We start from the raw sequence: 23,464 nt of genomic DNA, 5'->3' as shown, positions 1-23,464 counted from the left end.
TCAGTTCTCCTCGTCCGTGTGGCCGGAGTAGTCGGCGTGGTGCGGGTTCTCCCAGATGACGCTGCCGCCCTGGCCCAGGCCCACGCACATGGCGGTGAGCCCGTACCGGACCTCGGGGTGCTGCTCGAAGTGGCGCGCGAGCTGCGTCATGAGGCGCACGCCCGAGCTCGCCAGCGGATGACCCATGGCGATCGCGCCGCCGTACGGGTTCACGCGCGGGTCGTCGTCGGCGATGCCGTAGTGGTCCAGGAACGAGAGCACCTGCACGGCGAAGGCCTCGTTCAGCTCGAACAGGCCGATGTCGTCGATGGTCAGGCCCGCGGCCTTGAGCGCCTTCTCCGTGGAGGGCACCGGGCCGTAGCCCATGATCTCCGGCGGCACGCCGGCGTACCCGTAGGAGACGAGCCGCATCTTCGCGGGCAGGCCCAGCTCGGCCGCGACGTCGCCCGAGGCGAGGATCGCGGCGGTGGCGCCGTCGGTCAGCGGGGACGACGTCGCCGGAGTGACCCGGCCGCCGGGGCGGAACGGCGTCTTGAGGCCCTGGATGGACTCGAAGGTGGTCTCCGGGCGGGGCAGCTCGTCCGTGGTGGCCAGGCCCCAGCCCAGCTCCGCCGAGCGGACGGCGACCGGCACCAGGTCCGGGTCGATGTTCCCGTTGGCCAGCGCCTTGGCGTACTTGGCCTGCGACTCGACGGCGAACCGGTCGGCGCGCTCCTTGGTGAGCTGCGGGAACTTGTCGTGCAGGTTCTCCGCAGTGACGCCCATGTTCAGCGACTGCGGGTCCACGAGCTTCTCGGCCACGAACCGGGGGTTGACGTCGGCGTCGAAGCCCATCGGGTGGCGGCCCATGTGCTCCACGCCGCCCGCGATCACGACGTCGGCGGCGCCCATGGCGATCCCCGCGGCGGTGGTGGTGGCGGCCGTCATGGCGCCGGCGCACATGCGGTCGATGGCGTAGCCCGGCACGGACTGGGGGAGGCCGGCGAGCATGCCGACGGTGCGGCCGAGGGTGAGCCCCTGGTCACCCTGCTGGGTGGTGGCGGCGATGGCCACCTCGTCGATCCGCTCCGGGGGGAGCTCGGGGTGGCGCCGCAGCAGCTCGCGCACCACCTTCACGATCAGGTCGTCGGCACGCGTCTGCGCGTACATGCCGTCGGGCTTGGCCTTGCCGAAGGGCGTGCGGGCGCCGTCGACGAAGACGACGTCGCGGACGGCGCGGCGGGCGCGCGGTGTTTCCGGGGCTGCGGTCATCAGCAGGACTCCTGGGGGTTTTCGGGACGGCGGCGTCCGATGTGCGACGCCGCTGGATCGAGATACACGCTACCGCGAGTACCGGTAAAAAGCACGCACGATGTGAGACCCGGTCCGGGGGCTTCTGAAACGCGGTCTCGCGGGGTGTGCGGCGGGCGCGGCGGGTGCGGCGGGGCGCGCGGGGCGCGCGGGGCGCGCGGGGCGCGCGGCGGGTGCGGCGGGTGCGGCGGGTGCGGCGGGGCGCGCGGCAAGGCGCGGCCGAGCGGTCGGCAAAAGGTCAGGTGGTCGGCAGCCCGAGCTACCGACCACCTGACCTTCTACCGATCACCCGGCCTTCTACCGATCACCCGACCGAGGCGTGCCGGCGCGCGCCGCCCGGCGGCACGCCTCCTCAGTTGCCGCGGAGCTTGCGGACGACCTTCTTGGCCGTCGGCAGCGCGCTGTTCCACGTCGTGTACCAGCGCGAGAACGAGACGTCGATCGAGCCCACGAGCTCGTCGGTGTGCTTCGCGAAGCTCTTCTTGAAGTCGCTGATGCCGTCGTTGAGCAGGCCGTTCATGTCGTACCGCACCAGGCCCTGCTCGCGGGCGATCTCGATGGTGCGCCAGTACGTCGGCGCGGTGGCGGTGGCCTTGCGGCCCGCGTCGTTGCCGCCGCCGTACAGCAGGAACGACGTGCTGGCCGAGTTCACGCACCACGCGAAGCACGCCGGCGCGTCGTCGATGTAGGTGGCCACCAGCACCGACTTGTCGCCGAGCTTCCGGTTGACGTCCAGGTAGTACTCGTCGGCGTGGATGGCGAAGCCCGCGCGCTGGGCGGTCTCCTTGTAGACGTCGAGCACACGCAGCACCTCCGCGTCCTCCGTGACGCGGCGGATGTCCAGGCCCGCGCGGCCGCCCTTGCGGATCTCGTACCGCGTCGACTTGCGCATGTCCGCCATCAGCTCGTCCGCGGGCCGGGTGAGGTCCAGGATGAGCGTGCTCGGGATGAGGATCTGGTTGGGCGCGTAGCGCCGGCCGTTGAGGTCGAGCTGGGTGCCCGCGGGCCAGTCCGGCTCGATGGTGATGCCGACGCCGCCCACGTTCTCGCGCGCCCACTCCACCACGGTGTTGGTCACGGCGTTGCGCGTGGCGGTGTCGCCCACGCCGAACACGGCCTGCGCGGTCTCGCCGTCGTGGTGCGCGACGACGGGGCCGCGCGGCACGTAGGACAGCGCCCGGAACTGGGCCGGCAGCGGCCGCACCAGGAGCTGCGCGAGGCCCACGGTGGAGCCGTCCTCGGTGACGCGCAGGCGGTGCGCACGCCAGTTCCCGGCCGCCTTGACCTCGCCCCAGCCCCACAGCTGGAGGGGGTGGCCGCCGAGGGCGAGCACCTCCCGGTCCCAGGTCGAAGGATCGGTGACGACGTCGACGGCGAGCGTGATGGGCTCCGACAGGGCTGGCATGGGGACGACTCTACTGGGGTCGGCGTGGGGCTTTCACACCGGCTCCTGTGCGGCTTGCGCGAACGCCCGCTCCAGGGGCTGTGCCAGCAGCCCCGTCTGCCACTCGCGAGCGCCCCGGCCCTGCAGGAACTCGGCGATCCCGGCGGCGTCGGGGGTCGCGGGTGGTGTCCAGCACAGCCGGCGCAGCGCGTCGGGCTGCAGCAGGTTCTCCACGGGGACGTTCAGCTCCGCCGACAGCGCCGTGACGAGCTCGCGCGCCAGGCTCAGGCGGCGCGCCGCGACGGCGTCGCGGTCGCCCCAGGTGCGTGGCGGCGGCGGGCCGTCGGAGCGCGGGCCCCGCACGGTCGGCAGCTCGGCGTCCGGCAGGGCGCGCGCCTCGTCGATGGCCTTCTGCCAGTACGCGGCACGGCGCTTGGTGCCCTTGCCCGCGAACTCGGGCAGCGCCACGAGCTGGCCCGCGGTCTTGGGCATGGCCTTGGCGGCCGCGACGATCGCGCGGTCGGGCAGCACCCGGCCCGGAGAGATGTCGCGCGCCTGCGCGCTCGCGTCCCGCGCCACCCACAGGGCCCGCACGGCGGCGACCTGGCGCGGGTTGCGCAGCACGTGCATGCCTGACGTGCGGCGCCACGGGTCCACCCGGGGCGCCGGGGGTGCGGCGGTGCGCACCGCCTCGAACTCCTGGGCGGCCCACTCCGACTTGCCGGCGGCCTGCAGCCGCTCGGCGAGGCGGTCGCGCAGCTCGACGAGCACCTCGACGTCGAGCGCGGCGTACCGCAGCCAGTCCTCCGGCAGCGGGCGGGTGGACCAGTCCACGGCCGAGTGCTCCTTGGCCAGACCGAGGCCGAGCACCTCGGCGACGACGGCGGCCAGACCCACGCGCTCCATGCCGAGCAGCCGCGCCGCGAGCTCGGTGTCGAAGACCCGCGCCGGGTGCAGGCCGTGCGCGGCGAGCCCGGGCAGGTCCTGCGAGGCGGCGTGCAGCACGAACTCGGCGTCGCCCACGGCAGCGCCGAGCGCCGACATGTCCGGCACGCCGACCGGGTCGATCAGTGCCGTGCCCGCACCCTCGCGTCGCACCTGGACCAGGTAGGTCGCCTGGCCGTACCGGTACCCGGAAGCCCGCTCGGCGTCGGCGGCCACGGGCCCCGACCCTCCGGCGAACGCCTCGACGACCCGTGCGAAGGCCCCTGGTGTCGCCACGACGTCGGGCAGCCCGTCGGCGGGCTCGGTCAGTGGGGTGACGGGTGCCGGCACGGGCGGTGATGTCTCCGCAGGGACTCCTCGCTCCGTGGTGGTCATGGACCTACCGTATGGCGTTGCCTGGATCGGTCGGTAAAACGCCTGGTGAGAGCCGCGACGCCCTCGGGCAGCGGAGGCACGCCCGCCGCCGTCGTCAGCAGCGCCGCCCACGCCCGCAGGTGCGTGCCGAGCCGCGTGCCGACGGGCGTCCACGACGCCCGGATCTCCAGGTCCACCGCGCCCGGCGTGCCCTCCAGGGCGCCGTAGCTCTGCGACAGCACCCGGGTGACGGTGCCGCCGTCGGCCAGGGTGTCGGTGCCCGGGGTGAGGCCCGCGGTCTCGAGGCACTCGCCCACCCAGGACCAGGCGACGTCGGCCAGCAGGGGGTCGGCGGCCATCTCGGGCTCCAGCGTGGCGCGCACCAGCGTCACCACGCGAAAGGTGCCGTGCCACGCCTCCTGGCCCGCGGGGTCGTGCAGGACGACGAACCGGCCCGTGGCCAGCGGGTCGACGTCGTGGTCGTGCTCGTCGCGCAGGTCCGCGCCGCGGGGTCCGGGCGGCGCGGCGGGCAGGACGTCGCCCGACAGGGCCACGCTGAACGGCGCCACCCGGCGTGGTGCGGGGATCTCCGTGAGGCGCACCTCGGCACGCAGGGCCGCGCTCCGCAGGTCGGCGAGGGCTGCTGCGAAGTCGACGGGTACCCCGGTGGGCGGGCCGCTGGTCACCCGTTCACCGTACGTCGGCCGCGGGGCCGGCAGGCGGAGGCGCGCGGTCGTCGCCGCATCGTGATCTGCGCGGTGGCGAAGTGAGCCAGGGCACTAGGCTGGCAGCGGGTCGCGGCGCGCGCTCGGCGCACGCCGCTCCGTTTCCACTGCAGAAGGAGCAAGAACGTGTCTGGCACAGCACAGATCGGCGTCACCGGCCTGGCGGTGATGGGTCGCAACCTCGCGCGCAACTTCGCACGTCACGGGTACACGGTGGCTATCCACAACCGTTCGTACGCGAAGACCGAGTCGCTGGTCGCGGAGCACGGTGACGACGGCAACTTCGTCCCGTCCGAGTCGATGGCCGACTTCGTCGCCTCGCTCGAGCGGCCCCGCAAGGTCGTCATCATGGTCAAGGCCGGCGGTCCCACGGACGCCGTCATCGACGAGCTGATCCCCCTCCTCGAGGAGGGCGACATCGTGGTCGACGCCGGCAACGCCCACTTCCCGGACACGATCCGGCGCGAGGCGGCGCTCAAGGAGCACGGCCTGCACTTCGTCGGCACCGGCGTGTCCGGCGGCGAGGAGGGCGCGCTGAACGGCCCGTCCATCATGCCGGGCGGCACCCGTGAGTCCTACGCCTCGCTCGGGCCCATCCTGGAGGACATCTCCGCGAAGGTGGACGGCACCCCGTGCTGCACCTACGTGGGCTCCGACGGCGCCGGGCACTTCGTCAAGATGGTGCACAACGGCATCGAGTACGCCGACATGCAGCTCATCGCCGAGGCGTACGACCTGCTGCGCCAGGGCCTGGGTGCCTCGGCGGCGGAGATCGGCGAGATCTTCGCGCAGTGGAACACGGGCGACCTGGAGTCGTTCCTCATCGAGATCACCGCCGACGTGCTGCAGCACGTGGACGCCGAGACCGGCAAGGCGTTCGTCGACATCGTGCTGGACCAGGCCGAACAGAAGGGCACCGGCCGCTGGACGGTGCAGAACGGCCTCGACCTGGGCGTGCCCATCACCGGCATCGCCGAGGCCACGTTCGCTCGTGCCCTGTCCGGCTCGGTGCCGCAGCGCGCGGCCGGGCGGGCCAGCCTGCCCGCCCACGTGCAGGCCTGGGAGGTCAAGGACCGGGACGCGTTCATCGAGGACGTGCGCCAGGCCCTGTACGCCTCCAAGGTCGTCGCCTACTCGCAGGGCTTCGACCAGATCGCCGCGGCCGCCGCGGAGTTCGGCTGGGACATCGACCGGGGCGCCATGGCCCGCATCTGGCGCGGCGGCTGCATCATCCGCGCCCGGTTCCTCAACCGCATCACCGAGGCCTACGAGCGTGACGCGGACCTGCCGCTGCTGCTCGCCGACCCGTACTTCACCGACGCCGTCGCGAGCGGCCTGCCCGCCTGGCGCCGCGTCGTCGCCGGCGCGGCACAGAACGGCGTGCCCACGCCCGCGTTCTCCTCGTCCCTGGCGTACTACGACGGCGTCCGCGCCGAGCGGCTCCCGGCTGCCCTGGTGCAGGCGCAGCGCGACTTCTTCGGCGCCCACACCTACAAGCGCGTGGACCGCGAGGGCACGTTCCACACCGAGTGGTCCGGCGACCGCACGGAGGCCGAGGCGTGAGGGGTTTCCCCGCGGAGCAGGGGCAGGTAGGCGGAGGGGAGCAGGCCGCTCCCGAGATGCTGGTGGTGGGGATCGGCGGCGACGTCGGGATGTACGCCCTGGTGCGCGCGTTCCACGAGCAGTACCGCACGCGCGCCGTCGTGCTGTCCAAGGTCGCCACCCGCGCCATGCAGGACTCGGCGATCGCCGAGAACGTGGTGGTGCCCGGCCTGGACGAGGTGGACGTGTTCCTCTCCACGCTGGAGGGCATCGCGCAGCAGCACCGGGACAAGACGCTCGTGCTGCTCACCAATGCCGACTGGCACGTGCGCACGGTCATCCTGAACCGGGAGCGGCTGGAGGCGGCGGGCTATGTGCTGCCGTACCCGTCGCTCCCGGTGCTGGAGCAGGTCAGCAGCAAGGAGGGCTTCGCCCAGGTCTGCGACCAGCTCGGCATCCCGACGCCGCGCACCGTGCCGGTCGACGTCGCCAAGCTGGTGGCCGAGGGCGGCCGCGCCGCGCTGCCGGCGCTCGCGGTGGACCTGCAGTACCCGGTGGTCGGCAAGCCGTCCAACAGCGCCGAGTGGTACTACGTGGACTTCCCGGGCAAGGCGAAGATCCACCACATCGACTCCCGCGAGGAGCTCGACGTGATCCTGGGCCACCTGGCCGACGCCGAGTACCCGGGCACGTTCCTGGTGCAGGAGTTCATCCCGGGCGACGAGACGCAGATGCGGTCCCTGACCGCGTACCGCGACACGTCGGGTGAGGTGACGCTCCTGGCGACGGGCCGGGTGCTCCTCGAGGAGCACACGCCGGGCACGCTCGGCATCCCGGCGGCGATCCTGGTCGAGCCGTACGACGACGCCATGGACGCGGCCACGAGGTTCCTCGACCTGACGGGCTACGTGGGGTTCGCGAACTTCGACTACAAGCTGGACCCGCGCACGGGCAAGCACGTGTACTTCGAGGTGAACCCCCGGATCGGGCGGAACAACTACTACGTGACCGCGGGCGGGGCCAACGTGGCCCGCGTGCTGGTCGAGGACTGGGTGCTGCGCCGCCCGATCCGCGCCGTGCGCGCGGTACGCGAGGTGCTGTACACCGTGGTGCCGTTCGGTCTGCTGTCCAAGTACGTGCTCGACCCCGAGCTGAAGTCACGGCTCAAGGCGCTCAAGGCGAGCGGCGACGTGGTCAACCCGCTGAAGTACGACGCCGACTCCGGCCTCAAGCGCCGGCTCATCGTCGAGGCGATCACGCAGAACTACCGCCGCAAGTACGCCCAGTACTACCCGGAGCCGACCGCGACGGGCTACTGAGCCGCACCAACGTGTCAGACGCTCAGGTCACCATGGTGACCTGAGCGTCTGACGTGTTCCGGGACTTTCTCACCCATGGGTACTTCTGCCCAGATTTAAGCCTTGCGTACCGATTGACGGATCGGGACACTATGTGCGCACTTGCTGGAGATTTCCGGTAAGAACCGTGAGAGAGGCTTTTTCCTGATGTCGTTCATCGAGTCCATCCGGACCGTGCTGTCGAAGTACGCCACGTTCAGCGGCCGTGCCCGGCGCTCCGAGTTCTGGTGGTACTACCTGGCCGTGGCCATCGTCGAGAGCGTGCTCTACTTCGCGCTCATCGTGCCGGGCCTCACGGCCTACACGACGGCCACCATGGAGTACGCCATGGCCGGCGACCCCGCCGCGCCGATCCCCGCCATGCCGGGCTCCCTGACCGCCGGCTACCTCGTGGTCTCGCTGGTCGCGCTCGCGCTGCTGCTGCCGACGCTCGCCGTCATCGTGCGCCGCCTGCACGACACCGACAAGCCGGGCGCCCTGGCGTTCCTGCTCCTGATCCCGGTCGTCAACTTCATCCTGATCATCGTGTGGGGCGCCTCCGCCGGCACCCCGGGCCCGAACCAGTACGGCCCGGACCCCAAGGCCGTCGACGCCGCCGCGGCGGTCTGACCCACGTGACCCTCGTCGAGGCCGTCCGGACCTGCCTGCGCAAGTACGGCGTCTTCACCGGCCGGGCCCGGGCCGCCGAGTACTGGCTCTTCTACCTGGGGCTAGCGATCGTGAACGCCGTGATCTTCGTGGCGCTCCTGCTCCCGGCCCTGATCATGATGGACCCGGTCACGCAGGAGCCGGGCGTGCTCGGTTCGATCGGCTCGGCGCTCGTCGGGGTCGTGGCGCTCGGGGCGTTCGTCCCGCTGGTCGCGGCCGGCGTCCGGCGCCTGCACGACACCGGGAAGTCCGGCTGGTTCTACCTGCTGTGCCTCGTACCGTTCGTGGGCGGGATCGTCATCATCGTGCTGCTGGCCCTGCCGGGCGAGCCCGGACCCAACCGGTTCGGGCCCGACCCCAGGGCAGTGCCGCGGCCGGTCACGGTCTGACCTAGTCTGAACCGCATGACCAGCCCCCGCCCCGTCCTCGTCGTCGGGGCCAGCGGATACGTCGGCAGCCGGGTCGCACGCGGCCTGGCTGCCGGCGGGCACGCCGTGCTCGCCGCCGCGCGACACCCGCTGCCGGACGCCGGCGACGGCGTCGTGCCCGTCGGTTACGAGCGGGCCGCCACCCTGCCCGACGCCGTCCGCGACGTCTGCGCGCGGGACGGCCTGCCGCTGCCCGGCGCCGTCGTGGCGTCGATCGGCGGCTGGCACAAGGGCGCCGCCCTGCTCGACGAGGACCCGGACCGGTGGACGGCGACGCTGGCCTCCCACCTCACCGCACACCTCGACGTCGCCCGCGCGCTCGCCCCGCTGCTCGGGCCGGGCGACCCCTACGTGGTGCTCAACGGCGCCGCGTCCCGGGAGCCCATGGCCGGGTCCGGCGCGATCTGCGTCACCGGGGCCGGGCTCGCGATGCTGGTCCAGGTGCTGCGCCTGGAGGCGGAACAGGCGCCGTCCGGTGCCGTCCGGTTCCATGAGCTCGTCATCGACCACGCCGTCGCGGGCGATGACCGCAACGCCGACCCGGCCCAGACCCGGACGACGGCCCAGGTGGTCACGGCTCTGCGCGGGGTGCTCGACGACGCCGCCGCGCCCCCGGTCACGCACGTGTGACGTTGCTCTCGTGGCCCGCCCGGTGACCCCGGGCGCCGGTAATCTTTGGCTTCGTGACAGCCCCCGCCGACACCCAGACCGCCCGGACCACCGAGGCCGCCCGCACCACCCGGGCAGCCCTCAGCGCCGTCCGGCCGCAGGTCCCCGTCGACCGGCTCGTCACCGACCTCGTCCCGCCGCGGCACTTCGCCGCCGCCCGCTTCGCGACCTACCGCGCCAACCCCGCGCACCCCAGCCAGGGCCGCGCGCTGAACCGGCTGCAGGAGATCGCCCAGCAGATCGTCGCCCCCCGGCGCGGCCTGTTCGCCCGCCGCCAGCCGGCCCCCGCCGTCTACCTCGACGGCGGCTTCGGCGTCGGCAAGACGCACCTGCTGACCTCGCTCGCGCACGCCGTGGGGGAAGCTGCCGGCCCGGCCCTCGGATCGGGTGCTGCCGCGTACGGCACGTTCGTCGAGTACACCAACCTGGTCGGCGCCCTCGGGTTCCTGCCGACCGTCGAGGCGCTGGCCGCGAAGAAGCTGGTCTGCATCGACGAGTTCGAGCTCGACGACGCCGGCGACACGACCCTGATGTCCCGCCTCATGCGCGAGCTGGCCGACCGCGGTGTGGCGCTCGCCGCGACGTCGAACACGCTGCCCGGCGCCCTGGGCGAGGGCCGGTTCGCCGCGCAGGACTTCCAGCGCGAGATCAAGGCCCTGTCCGACCGCTTCGAGACCCTGCGGGTCGACGGCGAGGACTACCGCCACCGCGACGTCGTCACCGACCCCGAGCCGCTGAGCGCCGCGGAGGTCGCGGCCGCCGCGGCCCGCCCGGGTGCCACCCTCGACGCGTTCGACGACCTCCTGGAGCACCTCGCCACGGTGCACCCCAGCCGGTACGGCGCGCTGCTCGACGGCGTCTCCGTGGTCGCTCTGACCGGTGTGCACCCCGTCACCGCCCAGGCGGTCGCGCTGCGCCTCGTGGTGTTCGTGGACCGGCTGTACGACCGCGACGTGCCCGTGCTGCTCGCCGGCTCCGGCGACACCCGCGGGCTGTTCACCGAGGAGATGCTCGCCGGCGGGTACCGCAAGAAGTACTACCGGGCGCTGTCCCGGCTGGGCGCCCTGGCCGAGGAAGGGCGCAGGCTCGTCCCTGGCCCGAACTGAGCCGGGTCAGGTCGCAGCGAGCCGTGCCTTCTCCGCCGCCACGTCGAAGTCGGCGGGCGGCCAGCCCAGGTCGAGCGAGCGCAGGGCCCCGGCCAGCAGCTCCGTGACGGCCAGGCGCGAGTACCACTTGCGGTCCGCGGGCACCACGTACCAGGGCGCGACGTCCGTGGACGTGCGGTCCAGCATCTCCTGGTAGGCCGCGAGGTACTCCGGCAGCTTGAGCCGCACGTCGATGTCGCTCGGGTTGTACTTCCAGTGCTTGTCCGGCCGGTCGAGGCGCTTGGCCAGGCGCTTCTTCTGCTCGTCGGACGAGACCATGAGGGCCACCTTGACGATCTCGGTGCCCGAGCTCGCCACCTCGGCCTCGAACTCGTTCAGCTCGCCGTAGTGCCGGCGCCAGGTCTCCTCCGGCTCCAGCTTGTCCACCCGCACCACCAGCACCTGCTCGTGGTGCGACCGGTCGAAGACGCCGACGTAGCCGGGCCGCGGCAGGGCGTTGCGGATGCGCCACAGGTACCCGCGCTCGCGCTCCTCCTGAGTCGGCACGCCGAACCCGCGGTGCATCACGCCCTGCGGGTCCACCATGCCCACCACGTGCCGCACGATGCCGCCCTTGCCCGACGTGTCCAGGCCCTGGAGCACGAGCAGCACGGATCGGTCGCCGCCGGTGCGACCGTGCGCGAAGAGGCGCTCCTGCAGATCTGCGAGCTCGTCGCCGCGGTCGGTCATCTCCTTCTCGCCGTCGGCCCGCGTGCCGGTCCAGCCGGGCGTGCCCGCCGGGTCCAGGGTGGTCAGGTCGGTGCCGCGCACCCACCGCAGCGCCTCGTCGGCCGGGGTCGTCCAGCGGCCCGCCTTCCGTGCCGGATCCTTCGCCATCGGACGCCTCCTCGAGCCCGGCCGGCGGCCGCCGGTCACCGAACCTCAGAATCCCAGGTCAGACCTCTGCGCGCAGCACGGCGGTCATGCGCGGCGGCACGGTCAGCGTGTCGCCCACCAGGCGGGTCGCGCCGGGCTCCCACGCCGCCGCCAGCCGGAAGGCACCCGGCAGCGGTGCCCGGCTGGCTCCCTCGGCCGGGCGCAGCAGGCTGCCGAGCCGCAGGGCGGCCAGGCCGTGGCCCGTGTTCAGCACGAACGCCAGGCTGCCCCGCAGCACCGCGATGACCGACCGGTCGGCGGTGGACCGGATCTCCAGGGGGAGGTCCAGCTCGTCGGCGATGGCGTGCCGGATGCCGATCAGGTCGTGCGCCCAGCGCACCAGGCGCTGCTCGTTGGCGCTGCGCGGCACCACCGGCACGTGCACGGTGTCCAGCACCAGGGGGTTGCCCGCGAGCAGGACGGTCGCGAGCACGCTGGCCCGGATGTCGACGTCGTCCACGCCCAGCAGGGCCGTGGCGGGGCTCTCCTCGCCCGCCCACGGCACAGTGAGCTGGGCGGCGGGCAGCCGGGTGATGTCCTCCACCACGCTTGCCCCGGCCCGCACGCGGTTGCGCCGTCCACCGTTCTGGCGGGTGGCGCGGCGCACGGAGGGGTGCACCAGGTCGGCGAGCATCTGCAGGGCCTGGATGTCCTCGGTCTTGCCGGGACCGGACAGGATGCGCAGCAGGATCGAGGTGAGGCGGTCGCTGCGGCCGGGGCCGTCCACGAGCAGGCTGAACCGGCGGTCGAGCTGCTCGCCCAGGCCCACGACGTAGTCGGCGAGCTCGCCGAGGAACGGCGTGGGGGAGCGGTCCACGAGCGCGTCGACGTCGAGCACGAGGCCGTCGACGTGGTACTCGCGCAGCCAGTGCCGCGCGTCGTCCACGAGGAAGTCCCGTGGCCCGCGGCTGCCGCTCCCGTCGAGGTTGATGCGGTCGCCCACGTAGTCGGTGCGCACCGTCGGCGAGGACGGCACCTTGCCGGCCCGGGTGCCGATCGTGGGCACCTGGCCGGTGCGGAGCTGGATGGGGCCGGTACGCGGCCGGTCGAGCGGCACCTGGCCGGTGCGCGGGCGCATGGCCTGCAGGGCGTGCTCGCCCGCGTCGCCGAAGTCGGGCCGCTGCACGCGCGGCCGGCCACCGCCGCCCGTCAGGTAGGGACCGTAGGCCTCCAGGCCGAGCTCGTCGGCCACGGCCCAGCGGTACGGGATGTCCAGCACGACGGCGAGCCGCTCGGCGTGCGCGGCGTCGACGAACCGTTGCAGGGCGCGCGGGCCGCCGTACGGCTCGTGCACGGAGTAGAGGCGCACGCCGCGGGCCGGGCCGCGTGCCGGGTCGAAGGCCGCGACCGGCGCGAGCTCGACGCCGTCCACGCCGAGCCCTGCGATGGTGGGCAGCAGCTCCGCCGCGGCGTCCAGCGTGCCGTCGGGAGTGAAGGTCTCCACGTCCAGGTGCATGAGCACGCTCGTGGACAGGTCGGGCGGCGACCAGGAGCCGTCGGTCCACTCGAAGGCGGGGTCGAACACCCGGGTGGGCCCGTGGATGCCCTGCGGCAGCCACACGCTGCGGGGGTCGGGCAGCAGCGGGCCGCCGTCCACGGAGTACCCGTAGTCGGTGCCGTGCCCGAGCACGCTGTCGGCGCCCCAGTACCCGGGCTCGCCCGCGCCCACGAGACGCAGCGGCATGTGCTCGGGCTCCTCGTACGGGTCGTACGGCACGAGCACCTCGATGATGCGGGCGCGCGGTGCCCACACCACCGGTCTGGGCCCGGGAACAGGCATGTCAGGGCCAGGTCGGGGCGGTGGGGTGCTGCCTCCGGTTCCACTCCTCGGTCCGGTCACGGCCGACAGCCTAGCCCGGTGTTCCGGATGGGCGAGTCAGTACGACCACGCTGCGAGCAGTCACGGACAGACCCGTGCCGGCCTGGAGCGTGGTTCCCGGCTCGGCGCTGCCGTCCGTGTCCAGGACCACGGTCCAGGACGACCCGTAGGCGGCGGGCGGCAGGGTGAAGCCCAGGTCCTCGTAGTGGGCGTTGAGCAGCAGCAGGAAGGAGTCGTCGACCACGGCCTCGCCGCGCCTGCCGGTCTCCGTGATCGCGTCGCCGTTGAGGAACACGGTCACGGTGCGGGCGTAGGACTGGTTCCAGTCCGTGTCGTCCATCCGTGCGCCCGTCAGGTCCAGCCACTCGATGTCCGCCGGGCCGCCCGCCGCCCCCGGGGAGACCTGCCCGTCGAAGAACCTCCGGCGGTGCAGGATCGGGTGCTCGCGACGTAGGCGGACCGCCTGCCGGGCGAAGTCCAGGAGCGCGGCGTGCTCGGCGTCCAGCCCGTCGGGGCCGCCCCAGTCCACCCAGGAGAGCTCGTTGTCCTGGCAGTAGGCGTTGTTGTTGCCCTGCTGGGTGCGTCCGAGCTCGTCGCCGTGCGCGATCATCGGCACGCCCTGGCTGAGCATGAGGGTCACCAGCAGGTTGCGACGCTGGCGGGCGCGCAGCTCGGCCACCTCGGCGTCGTCGGTGGGGCCCTCGACGCCGCAGTTCCAGGACCGGTTGTGGTTCTCGCCGTCCTGGTTGTCCTCGCCGTTGGCCTCGTTGTGCTTGTCGTTGTACGAGGTGAGGTCGGCGAGCGTGAAGCCGTCGTGCGCCGTGACGAAGTTGATGGACGCGCTGGGCATGCGGCCGCTGTGCTCGTACAGGTCGCTGGACCCCGTCAGCCGGGAGGCGAACTCGGGCAGCGTGGCCGGCTCGCCGCGCCAGAAGTCGCGCACTGTGTCGCGATAGCGACCGTTCCACTCCGTCCACAGCGGCGGGAACCCGCCCACCTGGTAGCCGCCGTCGCCCAGGTCCCACGGCTCGGCGATCAGCTTGACCTGGGAGATCACCGGGTCCTGGTGCACGATGTCGAAGAATGCGCTCAGCCGGTCGACCTCGTGGAACTGCCGGGCCAGCGTGGCCGCCAGGTCGAAGCGGAACCCGTCGACGTGCATCTCCTCGACCCAGTACCGCAGCGAGTCCATGATGAGCTGCAGCACCGCGGGGGAGCGCATGAGCAGCGAGTTGCCCGTGCCGGTGGTGTCGAAGTAGTGCGCCTCGTCGCCGTCGACCAGCCGGTAGTAGGCGGCGTTGTCGATGCCGCGGAAGCCCAGGGTGGGGCCCAGGTGGTTGCCCTCGGCGGTGTGGTTGTAGACGACGTCGAGCAGCACCTCGATGCCGGCCTCGTGCATCGCCTTGACCATGGCCTTGAACTCCATGACCTGCTGGCCGCGGCTGCCGTAGCCCGCGTACCCGTTGTGCGGGGCGAAGAACCCGATCGTGTTGTAGCCCCAGTAGTTGGTCAGCCCCTTGGCGGCCAGCGACGGGTCGGTGACGAACTGGTGCACCGGCATGAGCTCGATGGCCGTGACACCCAGGTCGGTCAGGTGCTCGATGATCGCGGGGTGGGCCAGCCCCGCATACGTGCCGCGCAGCTCCTCCGGTACGTCGGGGTGCCGCATGGTCAGGCCCTTGACGTGCGCCTCGTAGATCACGGTCTCGTGGTACGGCGTGTCCGGCGGGCGGTCGTGCCCCCAGTCGAAGAACGGGTTGACCACCACGGAGACCATCGTGTGGCCCAGGGAGTCGGCGGCGTCGGGCGTGGTGCCCGTCGTGGCCTGCTCCACGTCCGAGAACGGGTAGGAGAACAGCGACGGGTCGGCGTCGAGGTCGCCGTCCACGGCCTTGGCGTACGGATCCAGCAGCAGCTTGGCCGGGTTGCAGCGGTGGCCCGACTTCGGGTCGTACGGCCCGTGCACGCGGTACCCGTACCGCGTCCCGGGGCCGACGCCGGGCAGGTAGACGTGCCACACGTGCGCGTCGGCCTCGGTGACCTCGATGCGGGTCTCGGAGTCGTCGTCCGCCAGGAGGCACAGCTCGACCCGCTGCGCGACCGAGGAGTAGAGCGCGAAGTTCGTCCCCGTGCCGTCGAAGGTCGCGCCGAGGGGGTACGGGCGGCCGGGCCAGGTTTGCATCGGACGATCATGGCACCCCCGCGCGGCGGGCGGGGGGAGATGCTGTGGTGGGCGTGCCGTGGTCGTGGAGGCTTTGACGAGAATTCAAAATACTGTGCCAAGCGGATGTGCGAATCGGCCGATCCCTGCGAAGATGAGGCCATGATCACGGCGGAACCCCAGTCCACCAGTGACTCTGCCGATTCGGTCCCGACCGACCTCATCGACGAGTCCAACGCCTCCTACGCCCACATCGCGCCGTCGGCCGTCCGCCGCGTCGCGACCCGCCGCGGCCTGCTCGGCGGCGGCGACGTCTCCAAGGCGCCGCGCAACCTGGCCGGCTGCGAGCTCGACCCCATCTCGGGCGCGTCGAGCGGTGTCTCCTGGGACGACCCTGACGAGCTCTGAGGCCCGGTTCTGAGGCGGTTCGCCTCAGCGGGGCAGCCGTTCCGGTCCCACCGGGATGAGCCGCGGCATGCCCGCGGGCGCCACCTCGCTGAGCGCGAGGTAGCGCGCCTCGGCGCGGTGCAGCCGGATGTGCTCGTCGAGCGACCAGTGGGGGCCGTTCGTGAGCGTCATGCCGCAGGAGCAGTCGATCTCCTCGCGGGCGCCGGGCAGGTGCCGCACCTGCCCCACGGTGACGTGGGAGGCGCGGGCGTCCGCCTTGGCGCGGTGCATCACGGCGCTCACGGGGGCATGTTCGGTCACGGCCCCCACCTTAGTTCGGCCGGGCGGGCTCAGTGGGCCGCGTGCGTGCGGTCCAGGGCCTGCAGCACGTCGTCCAGCAGGTCCGTCACGTCCTCCAGGCCCACCGACAGGCGCACGATCGACGGCGAGACCTCGGCCTCCGTGCCCCGCACCGACGCGTGGGTCATCGCGCTCGGGTAGTTGACCAGCGACTCCACGCCGCCGAGCGACTCGGCCAGCAGGAACACCTCGGTCGACTCCGCGAACGTGCGCGCGGCGGCCTCGCCGCCCGCCAGGTCGAGCGAGATCATGCCGCCGAACCGTGACATCTGGTGCGCCGCGACCTTGTGCCCCGGGTGGTCCGGCAGGCCGGGGTACAGCACGCGCGCGACGGCGGGGTGGTGCACCAGGCGTTCCGCGAGGGTCTGCGCCGTCTCGGAGTGGCGCTGCATGCGCACCGACAGCGTCTTGATGCCGCGCGTGGTCAGGAACGCGTCGAACGGGCCGGAGACGGCGCCCGCGGCGAACTGCACGTAGCGCACCTGCTCCGCGAGCTCGTCGGCCCCCGCCCCCACGACGACGGCGCCGCCCACGACGTCGGAGTGCCCGCCGAGGTACTTGGTCGTGGAGTGCACCACGACGTCGGCGCCCAGGTCGAGCGGGCGCTGCAGCGCGGGGGAGGCGAACGTGTTGTCGACCACCAGGAGCAGGCCGTTCTCGTGCGCCAGCCCGGCGAGCGCGGGGATGTCGCTGATCTTCATCAGCGGGTTCGACGGCGTCTCGACCCACAGCACCTTGGACTCCGGCCGGATCGCGGCCCGCACGGCGTCTAGGTCGGCGGTGTCCACGGTCGTGTGCGCCACGCCCGCCTTGCCGTGCACGGTGCGGATCAGGCGGTGCGTGCCGCCGTAGACGTCGTTCGGCACCAGCACGTGGTCGCCGGGGGCGACGACGGCGCGCAGCAGCGCGTCCTCGGCGGCCAGACCGGACGCGAACGAGATGCCGTGCGCGCCGCCCTCGATCGCCGCGAGCTGCTCCTGAAGGGCCGTGCGCGTCGGGTTGCCGCCGCGCGAGTACTCGTACCCGTCGCGCAGGCCGCCGATGCCGTCCTGCGCGTACGTGGAGGTGACGTGGATGGCGGGGATCGCGTCACCCGTGGTCGGGTCGGTGTGCTGTCCCGCGTGGATGGCGAGCGTGTCGAAACGGCTCGGTCGGGCGTCGGTCATGGTCAGGTCTCTCTTCGAAGGTGTGCGAGCGGTTCAGACCGCGAGGTAGTCGAGCAGGTCGGAGCGGGACACCACGCCGAGGGCCTTGCCGCCGTCGGTCACGAGCAGCGCGGTCTCGTCGGCGAGGGCCGCGCGCAGCGTCCCTACCGGTTCGTTGACGCCGATGAGCTGCAGGGGGCGGCCGATGAGCCCGCCCACCTCGTCCGACAGGTTCGCCTTGCCGGCGAACACCCCGTCGAGCAGCTCGTCCTCGTGCACGGCGCCGGCGATCTCGCCGAGCACCACGGGCGGCTCCGCGGTCAGCACGAGCAGCTGGGAGACGCCGGACCGGGTCATCCGGTCGATGGCCTCCCGCACCGTGTCGGTCCGGTGCACGTAGAGCAGGGGCGGGGTGCGGTCGGCCTTGGCGGCCAGCACCTCCGCGACGGTGTGGTCCTCGATGGCGGGCGCGAACCCGTAGGACCGCATCCAGGTGTCGTTGAAGATCTTGCCGAGGTAGCCGCGGCCGCCGTCGGGCAGCAGGACCACCACGACGTCGTCCTCGGTGAGGTCGCGGGCGGCCCGCAGGGCGGCGACGACGGCCATGCCGCTGGAACCGCCCACGAGGATGCCCTCCTCGCGGGCGAGCCGGCGGGTCATCGCGAACGACTCGGCGTCGTTCACCGCGATGATCTCGTGCGGCACGCTCGGGTCGTAGGCGGACGGCCAGAAGTCCTCGCCCACGCCCTCGACGAGGTACGGGCGGCCGGTGCCGCCGGAGTAGACCGACCCCTCGGGGTCCGCGCCGACGATGCGCACCCGGTCGCCCGAGACCTCTCGGAGGTAGCGGCCGGTGCCGGTGATGGTGCCACCGGTGCCGACGCCGGCCACGAAGTGCGTCACGCGGCCGTCGGTGTCCCGCCAGATCTCCGGGCCCGTGGTCTCGTAGTGCGACCGGGGGCCGTTCGGGTTGGAGTACTGGTCGGGCTTGAAGGCACCGGGGATCTCGCGCACCAGCCGGTCGCTCACCGAGTAGTACGACTCGGGGCTGTCGGGCGCGACCGCCGTCGGCGTCACGACCACCTCGGCGCCGTACGCCGTCAGGACGTTGCGCTTGTCCTCGCCCACCTTGTCAGGCAGCACGAAGATGCAGCGGTAGCCGCGCTGCTGGGCCACCAGGGCGAGGCCGACGCCGGTGTTGCCCGACGTGGGCTCGACGATGGTGCCGCCGGGCAGGAGCTTGCCCTCGCGCTCCGCGGCGTCGATGATGCGGCCCGCGATGCGGTCCTTGGAGGAGCCCCCGGGGTTGAGGTACTCGAGCTTGACCAGCACGGTGGCGCGGGTGACGCCCTCGGTCACGTGGGTGAGCCGGACCAGCGGGGTGTTGCCGACGAGGTCAACGACAGAATTGACGTACTGCACCTGTTTCTCTTCCTGTTCTGCACGCGCGACGGCGCGCGTGGGGGACTGACGAACCGGGGTGGGTGGTCAGTGACAGCAACAGGAGAGGTGTGCGAGCACGCCGCAACTGTAGCGGCGAGGGCCGCTCAGTGCGAGTGCGCGATGCCCAGCTCGTGCATGCGTTCGTGCTCCTCACGCTCCTTGATGCGCTGCGCGATCCGCGCCTGGACCTCGGCCCGGCGGAGCGGCGGCACGGTCTTGGGCGGCTGGCGGCGCTCGGGCAGCTCGTCGAGCAGGCGCGTCACGATGTCCGCGATCTCCTCGGTGGCGCGCTCCACCGGGTCGCGGGTGGCGTCGCTCACCTTGGTCACGCCCGTGACCTTGCGCACGAACTGCAGCGCGGCGGCGGTGATCTCCTCGTCGGTGGCGGCCGGTTCGAGGCCGCGCAGCGTGGTGATGTTTCGGCACATGTTTAGACCGTACGCCGGACGGCGCCCCCGAGGGAGGGGGGCGCCGTCCGAGGGGCGGGCCGAGCGCGGCCTGCGCTCAGTGACCGCCGGTGACCTCGCGCAGCCCCTTGACCGGGATCGTGGCGGCGATCGCCGCGGACACCACGGCCATGCCGCAGCCGAGCAGCAGGGCCACGCGGAACCCGTCCTCGGTGGGCAGGGCGTGCTCGCCGAAGGTGGTGCTCATCCGGGCCAGCACCACGCCGATCACGGCGGCCGACACCGAGGTGCCGATGGACCGCATCAGAGCGTTGAAGCCGTTCGCGGCGGCCTTCTCGGAGGCGGGCACGGAGCCGAGGATGATCGCGGGCAGCGCGCCGTAGGCGAAGCCCACGCCGGCCGCCGCGACGAACGCCGTGGCCGACAAGCCCACGAGCGTGTCCATGAACAGCGTGGACAGACCGTAGCCGAGCGCCATGACGAGGCCGCCCAGCACCAGCGTCGTCTTGGGCCCGCGGGCCCGGGTGATCCGTGCGCCCACCGGCGACATGAGGGTCATCGCGATGCCCGACGGTGCCATCCACAGGCCCATCTGCAGCATGGACTGGCCCAGCCCGAACCCGGTCGCGGCCGGCGCCTGCATGAGCTGCGGCAGGATCAGCGACTGCGCGTACATGGCGAACCCGATCATGATCGAGGCCAGGTTGGTGAGCAGCACGGCGGGGCGCGCGGTGGTGCGCAGGTCGACCAGGGCGTCGCGCGTGCGCAGCTCCCACCAGCCCCACGCGAGGAGCACGACCACGGAGCCGGCGAACAGGCCGAGCACCAGCGGGCTCGTCCAGCCCCACTCGGCGCCCTTGGAGACGGCGAGCAGCAGGGCCACCAGGCCCGCGGCCAGGCCCAGCACGCCGACGTAGTCGAACGGGGCGCGCACCTTGGCTGCCGCGGCCGGGGCGGGGATCGTCCGCCAGACGACGACGCCGACCACGACGGCGCAGACGGCGATGAGCCAGAACAGGATGCGCCAGCTCGCGAACTCGGCGACGGCGGCGGCGAACGGCAGGCCGAGGGCGCCCCCGATGCCGAGCGACGAGCTCATCAGGGAGATGGCGCCGGCGGTGCGCTCCTTGGGCAGGAGGTCGTGCAGCATGCTGATGCCGAGCGGGATGAACCCGGTGGCCAGGCCCTGGAGGCCGCGGCCTGTGACCATGACGGGGACCGTGGTGGCCACGGCGCAGATCGCCGACCCCAGGGCCAGCGGCACCAGCGAGACCAGGATCATCCTCTTCTTGCCGTACAGGTCGCCCAGCCGCCCGGAGACGGGGGTACAGATGGCGCCGACGAGCAGCGTGACCGTGATGATCCACGACGTGTCGGAGGCCGGGGCGTCGAAGATGGTCGGCAGTGAGGCGATGATCGGGACCACGAGGGTCTGGGTCATCGCGACCACGATGCCGCCGATCGCGAGGATGGCGACGATGCGGTTCGGGTGGATCGCCGGGGCGGTGGACCCGGTGTCGTGGGGTGGCGCTGGGCGGGACGCGGTGGTCGTCACGAGTCTCCTCGAAAGATTGCTGTGCATCATGCACATTGGGGTTCGGCCCCAGGATGCCATATCTTGTGCATCATGCATAGGCAATAGCCGGTGCAGGATCGGAGGAAGACGACGATGACGTCCGCGATCGACGAGATCGAGTACGAGGGCATGCTGTTCGGGCGGCACCTGGCCGCGCTGCCCGCCGGCCGCACGCGCCGCAAGGGCGGGCAGCTCGACCAGAGCGCGTACACGCTGCTCAGCCTGCTCGACGCCGGGGGACCTGCCAGCCTCGCCGAGCTCGCGGCCGCCACCGGCCTCGACGTCTCGACGCTGAACCGGCAGACGGCGGCGCTGCGCCGCTCCGGGCTGGCCGAGCGCTTCGACGACCCGGACGGCGGGCAGGCCCGCAAGCTGCGGCTCTCCGCGGAGGGCGCCCGGCTGCTCGGCGAGGAGCGCGCGGCCAGCCGGGCGCTGCTGGCCGAGCTGCTGCACGACTGGTCGGAGGCGGACCGCGCCCGGTTCGGCGAACTGCTGGGGCGCTACAACCGCGTCATCGAGGACCGCTCGAAGCGCCACTGGCCGCGGCCGTGACGCCCACCGCCCCGGTCCCCGGGCGGTGTCGAGCACAGCAGTCGCTGCCAGGAGACGGCCCACGTGGCAGGAACTGCTGTGCTCGACGCCGAATCGACGTGGCGGCGTCGGGCGGGCGTGCGGCAGGGTGAGGGGATGAGCGCACCCAGTGATGCAACAGCGGGCTCCCGCCCTGACGCCGTGCCCGACGCCGGGGCCCAGCCCGTGACCAGCGTGCGCGAGGCAGGCGCCGAGGACTGGCCCGCCATCTGGCCCATCGTCGAGGAGGTCGTCCGCGCCGCCGACACGTTCGCCTACGACCCCGCCATGGGCGAGGCCGACGCCCGCGCCGGCTGGCTGGAGGTACCGCGGCGCGTGGTGGTCGCGGTGCGCGACGGCGTCGTGGTCGGCACCGCGAACATGTACCCCAACCGGCCGGGACCGGGCAGCCACATCGCGTCGGGCAGCATCATGGTCGACCGTGCGGTGCGCGGCTCCGGAGCCGGCCGCGCCCTGGTGCGGGACATGATCGCGTGGGCGGCCCGCGAGGGGTTCGCCGCGATCCAGTTCAACGCCGTGGTCGACACGAACGCCGCCGCCGTCCACCTGTACGAGAGCCTCGGCTTCGTCACCCTCGGCGTCGCGCCGGGAGCGTTCCGGCACCCGGAGCTGGGCGACGTCGGGCTGCGGATCATGTGGCGGCACCTGAGCGACCTGCGGGACGCCGCCACCGGGGGCGAGGGCTGATGCGCTTCTCGGTCAACGTTCCCAACTTCGGCGACTTCGCCGACGCCCGCGCCGTCGCCACCGTGGCCCGCGCGGCCGAGGACGCCGGCTGGGACGGCCTGTTCGTCTGGGACCACGTGGTGCACAACAAGGCGGCGCGCCGCGGCCAGCCATTCGGCGACCCGTGGATGCTGCTCACGGCCGCGGCGCTCGCGACGTCGACGATCCGGCTGGGCACGCTGGTCACCCCGGTGGCACGGCGCCGGCCCGAGCAGCTCGCCCGGCAGGTCGCCACGCTGGACGTCCTCAGCGGCGGGCGCGTGGTCTTCGGCGCGGGCCTGGGCGGGCCGGTCGAGGACGAGTTCGGCAGCTTCGGCGACGAGACCGACCCCGTGGTGCTCGCGGAGAGACTCGACGAAGGCCTCGGCCTGCTGGCCCGCTACTGGGCGGGGGAGCGGGTGGATCACGACGGTCCGCACTACCGCGTGCGCGACGTCGAGATCCTCCCGGCCACCGTGCAGCAGCCCCGGCCGCCGGTGTGGGTGGGCGGGTTCTGGCCCGCGCGCCGGCCGTTCCGGCGCGCGGCGCGGTGGGACGGCGTCGTGCCGCTGTTCGCGTCCGGGCACGGCGAGCCGCCGACGCCCGAGGAGGTGCGCGAGGTCGCCGAGTACGTCACGGAGCACCGCGAGGCGACCGGCCCGTACGACGTCGTCGTCGGCGGGCTGACCGCGCCGGAGGCCGCGGCCGACGTCGTGGGTCCGCTCGCCGCGGCCGGGGCGACCTGGTGGGACGAACGCGGCCGGTACACCGCGCCGGAGCTGTACTCCCTGCCGGCGGTGCTGCGCCGCGTCGAGGCGGGCCCGCCGCGGCTCTGAGCGGACGCGGCAGTTTGCCCCGCAGGCGCGGCAGTTTGCCCCGCGGACTCGGCAGTTGGCATCGAGATCGGTCCAGGCCTGAGCCGATCTCGATGCCGACTGCCGACTGCCGACTGCCAAGCCTGCCGAGCCTGGTGCAGCCTGCGAGCCTGGTGCAGCCTGACCCAGCCTCAGCCCGCCTGGCCTGGGTTCCAGCGGGCCCTGTCGGCGTCGGTCACCTCGACCGGGCCCGTGGCCGGCTGCGTGATGCGGATGTGGTTGCCGAACGGGTCGCGCAGCGCGCAGTCGATGCCGTACGGCTGTTCGACCGGCTCCTCGGTGAACTCGACACCCTTGGCGCTCAGGTCGGCGTACGTGCCGCGGCAGTCGTCGGTGGTGAGGATGCACGCGACGCCGAGCGCGCCCTTGGTCACCAGGTCCCGGACCTGGGCCGCGACCTCCTCGCTCAGGGACGGCGGGCCCGGCACCTCCAGGAGCAGGTGGCGGTCGGGGTCCCCGGGCAGGGAGATGGTCAGCCAGCGCATAAAGCCCATGTCGACGTCGTTGCTGACCTCGAACCCGAGCTTGCCCACGTAGAAGTCCAGGGCCTCGTCCTGGTCGAGCACGGTCACGGCGGTGATGGAGATGTTCTTGAACATGCCCGCCACGCTAGGGCCGGCCCCGCGGGGCG

General features: G+C 72.8%; 23 protein-coding genes. 10 read left to right on the top strand and 13 right to left on the bottom strand.

Annotated features, from left to right (window positions below; genetic code table 11):
* The 4 genes from ACH47X_RS05925 to ACH47X_RS05910 all read right to left on the bottom strand — a co-directional run bounded on the left by ACH47X_RS05925 (position 1) and on the right by ACH47X_RS05910 (position 4,659).
* Positions 1-1,251 (bottom strand): thiolase family protein, encoded by a 1,251-nt coding sequence (locus ACH47X_RS05925; RefSeq protein ID WP_397402327.1) that lies wholly within the window; start codon positions 1,249-1,251, stop codon positions 1-3.
* Positions 1,252-1,642: 391 nt separating this feature from the next.
* Positions 1,643-2,695 (bottom strand): lipid II:glycine glycyltransferase FemX, encoded by a 1,053-nt coding sequence (locus tag ACH47X_RS05920; protein WP_397402325.1) that lies wholly within the window; start codon positions 2,693-2,695, stop codon positions 1,643-1,645.
* 33 nt (positions 2,696-2,728) lie between these two features.
* A complete protein-coding gene (locus ACH47X_RS05915) occupies positions 2,729-3,994 on the bottom strand; it encodes an HRDC domain-containing protein (protein WP_397402323.1) in 1,266 nt (421 codons plus the stop codon).
* Complete coding sequence (locus ACH47X_RS05910) at positions 3,991-4,659, bottom strand: DUF3000 domain-containing protein (protein WP_397402321.1); 669 nt, start codon at positions 4,657-4,659, stop codon at positions 3,991-3,993. The genes ACH47X_RS05915 and ACH47X_RS05910 overlap by 4 nt, the downstream gene beginning before the upstream one ends.
* 165 nt (positions 4,660-4,824) lie before the next feature.
* Here ACH47X_RS05910 and gndA point away from each other — a divergent pair, with 165 nt between their 5' ends.
* The 6 genes from gndA to zapE all read left to right on the top strand — a co-directional run bounded on the left by gndA (position 4,825) and on the right by zapE (position 10,449).
* The gene (gndA, locus tag ACH47X_RS05905) at positions 4,825-6,261 is read left to right on the top strand and encodes an NADP-dependent phosphogluconate dehydrogenase (RefSeq protein WP_036969564.1); all 1,437 of its coding nucleotides are present in this window, start codon (positions 4,825-4,827) and stop codon (positions 6,259-6,261) included.
* Positions 6,258-7,559, top strand: a complete 1,302-nt coding sequence (locus ACH47X_RS05900) for a carboxylate--amine ligase (RefSeq protein ID WP_245605974.1) — start codon at positions 6,258-6,260, stop codon at positions 7,557-7,559. Before gndA ends, ACH47X_RS05900 begins: the two co-directional genes overlap by 4 nt.
* A gap of 186 nt (positions 7,560-7,745) precedes the next feature.
* Entirely contained in the window at positions 7,746-8,207 is a 462-nt protein-coding gene (locus tag ACH47X_RS05895) for a DUF805 domain-containing protein (RefSeq protein WP_036969573.1), read from the top strand.
* Positions 8,208-8,212: 5 nt separating this feature from the next.
* On the top strand, positions 8,213-8,635 hold the full coding sequence (locus ACH47X_RS05890; RefSeq protein WP_397402318.1) for a DUF805 domain-containing protein: 423 nt from the start codon (positions 8,213-8,215) through the stop codon (positions 8,633-8,635).
* 15 nt (positions 8,636-8,650) lie between these two features.
* On the top strand, positions 8,651-9,304 hold the full coding sequence (locus ACH47X_RS05885) for a hypothetical protein (RefSeq protein WP_397402316.1): 654 nt from the start codon (positions 8,651-8,653) through the stop codon (positions 9,302-9,304).
* Between the two features lie 53 nt (positions 9,305-9,357).
* Entirely contained in the window at positions 9,358-10,449 is a 1,092-nt protein-coding gene (gene zapE / locus ACH47X_RS05880) for a cell division protein ZapE (protein ID WP_397402314.1), read from the top strand.
* A 6-nt stretch (positions 10,450-10,455) separates the two neighbouring features.
* On the opposite strand, the gene ACH47X_RS05875 is transcribed toward zapE, so the two are convergent.
* The 3 genes from ACH47X_RS05875 to glgX all read right to left on the bottom strand — a co-directional run bounded on the left by ACH47X_RS05875 (position 10,456) and on the right by glgX (position 15,365).
* Positions 10,456-11,325, bottom strand: a complete 870-nt coding sequence (locus tag ACH47X_RS05875; protein ID WP_397402312.1) for a PPK2 family polyphosphate kinase — start codon at positions 11,323-11,325, stop codon at positions 10,456-10,458.
* 58 nt (positions 11,326-11,383) lie between these two features.
* Entirely contained in the window at positions 11,384-13,120 is a 1,737-nt protein-coding gene (locus tag ACH47X_RS05870) for a hypothetical protein (RefSeq protein WP_397402310.1), read from the bottom strand.
* Positions 13,121-13,214: 94 nt separating this feature from the next.
* Complete coding sequence (gene glgX / locus ACH47X_RS05865; protein ID WP_397402308.1) at positions 13,215-15,365, bottom strand: glycogen debranching protein GlgX; 2,151 nt, start codon at positions 15,363-15,365, stop codon at positions 13,215-13,217.
* Positions 15,366-15,506: 141 nt separating this feature from the next.
* Between glgX and ACH47X_RS05860 the strand changes: the two genes are divergently transcribed.
* On the top strand, positions 15,507-15,752 hold the full coding sequence (locus ACH47X_RS05860; protein WP_397402306.1) for a hypothetical protein: 246 nt from the start codon (positions 15,507-15,509) through the stop codon (positions 15,750-15,752).
* A 24-nt stretch (positions 15,753-15,776) separates the two neighbouring features.
* Here ACH47X_RS05860 and ACH47X_RS05855 read toward each other — a convergent pair whose 3' ends face one another.
* The 5 genes from ACH47X_RS05855 to ACH47X_RS05835 form a co-directional block, all read right to left on the bottom strand.
* Positions 15,777-16,034 (bottom strand): hypothetical protein, encoded by a 258-nt coding sequence (locus tag ACH47X_RS05855; protein ID WP_020014591.1) that lies wholly within the window; start codon positions 16,032-16,034, stop codon positions 15,777-15,779.
* 47 nt (positions 16,035-16,081) lie between these two features.
* Positions 16,082-17,257 carry a cystathionine gamma-synthase gene (locus ACH47X_RS05850; RefSeq protein WP_397402304.1) on the bottom strand — a complete coding sequence of 392 codons (1,176 nt, stop codon included), beginning with the start codon at positions 17,255-17,257 and terminating at the stop codon, positions 16,082-16,084.
* A 33-nt stretch (positions 17,258-17,290) separates the two neighbouring features.
* A complete protein-coding gene (locus ACH47X_RS05845; RefSeq protein WP_397402302.1) occupies positions 17,291-18,658 on the bottom strand; it encodes a cystathionine beta-synthase in 1,368 nt (455 codons plus the stop codon).
* Between the two features lie 125 nt (positions 18,659-18,783).
* On the bottom strand, positions 18,784-19,107 hold the full coding sequence (locus tag ACH47X_RS05840) for a DUF2277 domain-containing protein (RefSeq protein ID WP_036969584.1): 324 nt from the start codon (positions 19,105-19,107) through the stop codon (positions 18,784-18,786).
* Between the two features lie 76 nt (positions 19,108-19,183).
* Positions 19,184-20,641 (bottom strand): MFS transporter, encoded by a 1,458-nt coding sequence (locus ACH47X_RS05835; RefSeq protein WP_397402299.1) that lies wholly within the window; start codon positions 20,639-20,641, stop codon positions 19,184-19,186.
* A 114-nt stretch (positions 20,642-20,755) separates the two neighbouring features.
* Between ACH47X_RS05835 and ACH47X_RS05830 the strand changes: the two genes are divergently transcribed.
* The 3 genes from ACH47X_RS05830 to ACH47X_RS05820 all read left to right on the top strand — a co-directional run bounded on the left by ACH47X_RS05830 (position 20,756) and on the right by ACH47X_RS05820 (position 22,794).
* Positions 20,756-21,214, top strand: a complete 459-nt coding sequence (locus tag ACH47X_RS05830; RefSeq protein ID WP_397402297.1) for a MarR family winged helix-turn-helix transcriptional regulator — start codon at positions 20,756-20,758, stop codon at positions 21,212-21,214.
* 135 nt (positions 21,215-21,349) lie between these two features.
* Positions 21,350-21,940 carry a GNAT family N-acetyltransferase gene (locus ACH47X_RS05825; protein WP_397402295.1) on the top strand — a complete coding sequence of 197 codons (591 nt, stop codon included), beginning with the start codon at positions 21,350-21,352 and terminating at the stop codon, positions 21,938-21,940.
* A complete protein-coding gene (locus ACH47X_RS05820; RefSeq protein WP_397402293.1) occupies positions 21,940-22,794 on the top strand; it encodes an LLM class flavin-dependent oxidoreductase in 855 nt (284 codons plus the stop codon). Before ACH47X_RS05825 ends, ACH47X_RS05820 begins: the two co-directional genes overlap by 1 nt.
* A gap of 170 nt (positions 22,795-22,964) precedes the next feature.
* Here ACH47X_RS05820 and ACH47X_RS05815 read toward each other — a convergent pair whose 3' ends face one another.
* Positions 22,965-23,432: a VOC family protein gene (locus ACH47X_RS05815; protein ID WP_397402291.1), complete on the bottom strand. Its 468-nt coding sequence runs from the start codon at positions 23,430-23,432 to the stop codon at positions 22,965-22,967.
* Positions 23,433-23,464: the final 32 nt, after the last annotated feature.

The organism is Promicromonospora kroppenstedtii (genome assembly GCF_044389675.1).
In the GTDB taxonomy this organism is placed as follows: Bacteria; Actinomycetota; Actinomycetes; order Actinomycetales; family Cellulomonadaceae; genus Promicromonospora; species Promicromonospora kroppenstedtii.
The sequence above is the reverse complement of the archived record's forward strand: the minus strand, read 5'-3'. Positions and strand labels throughout refer to the sequence as shown.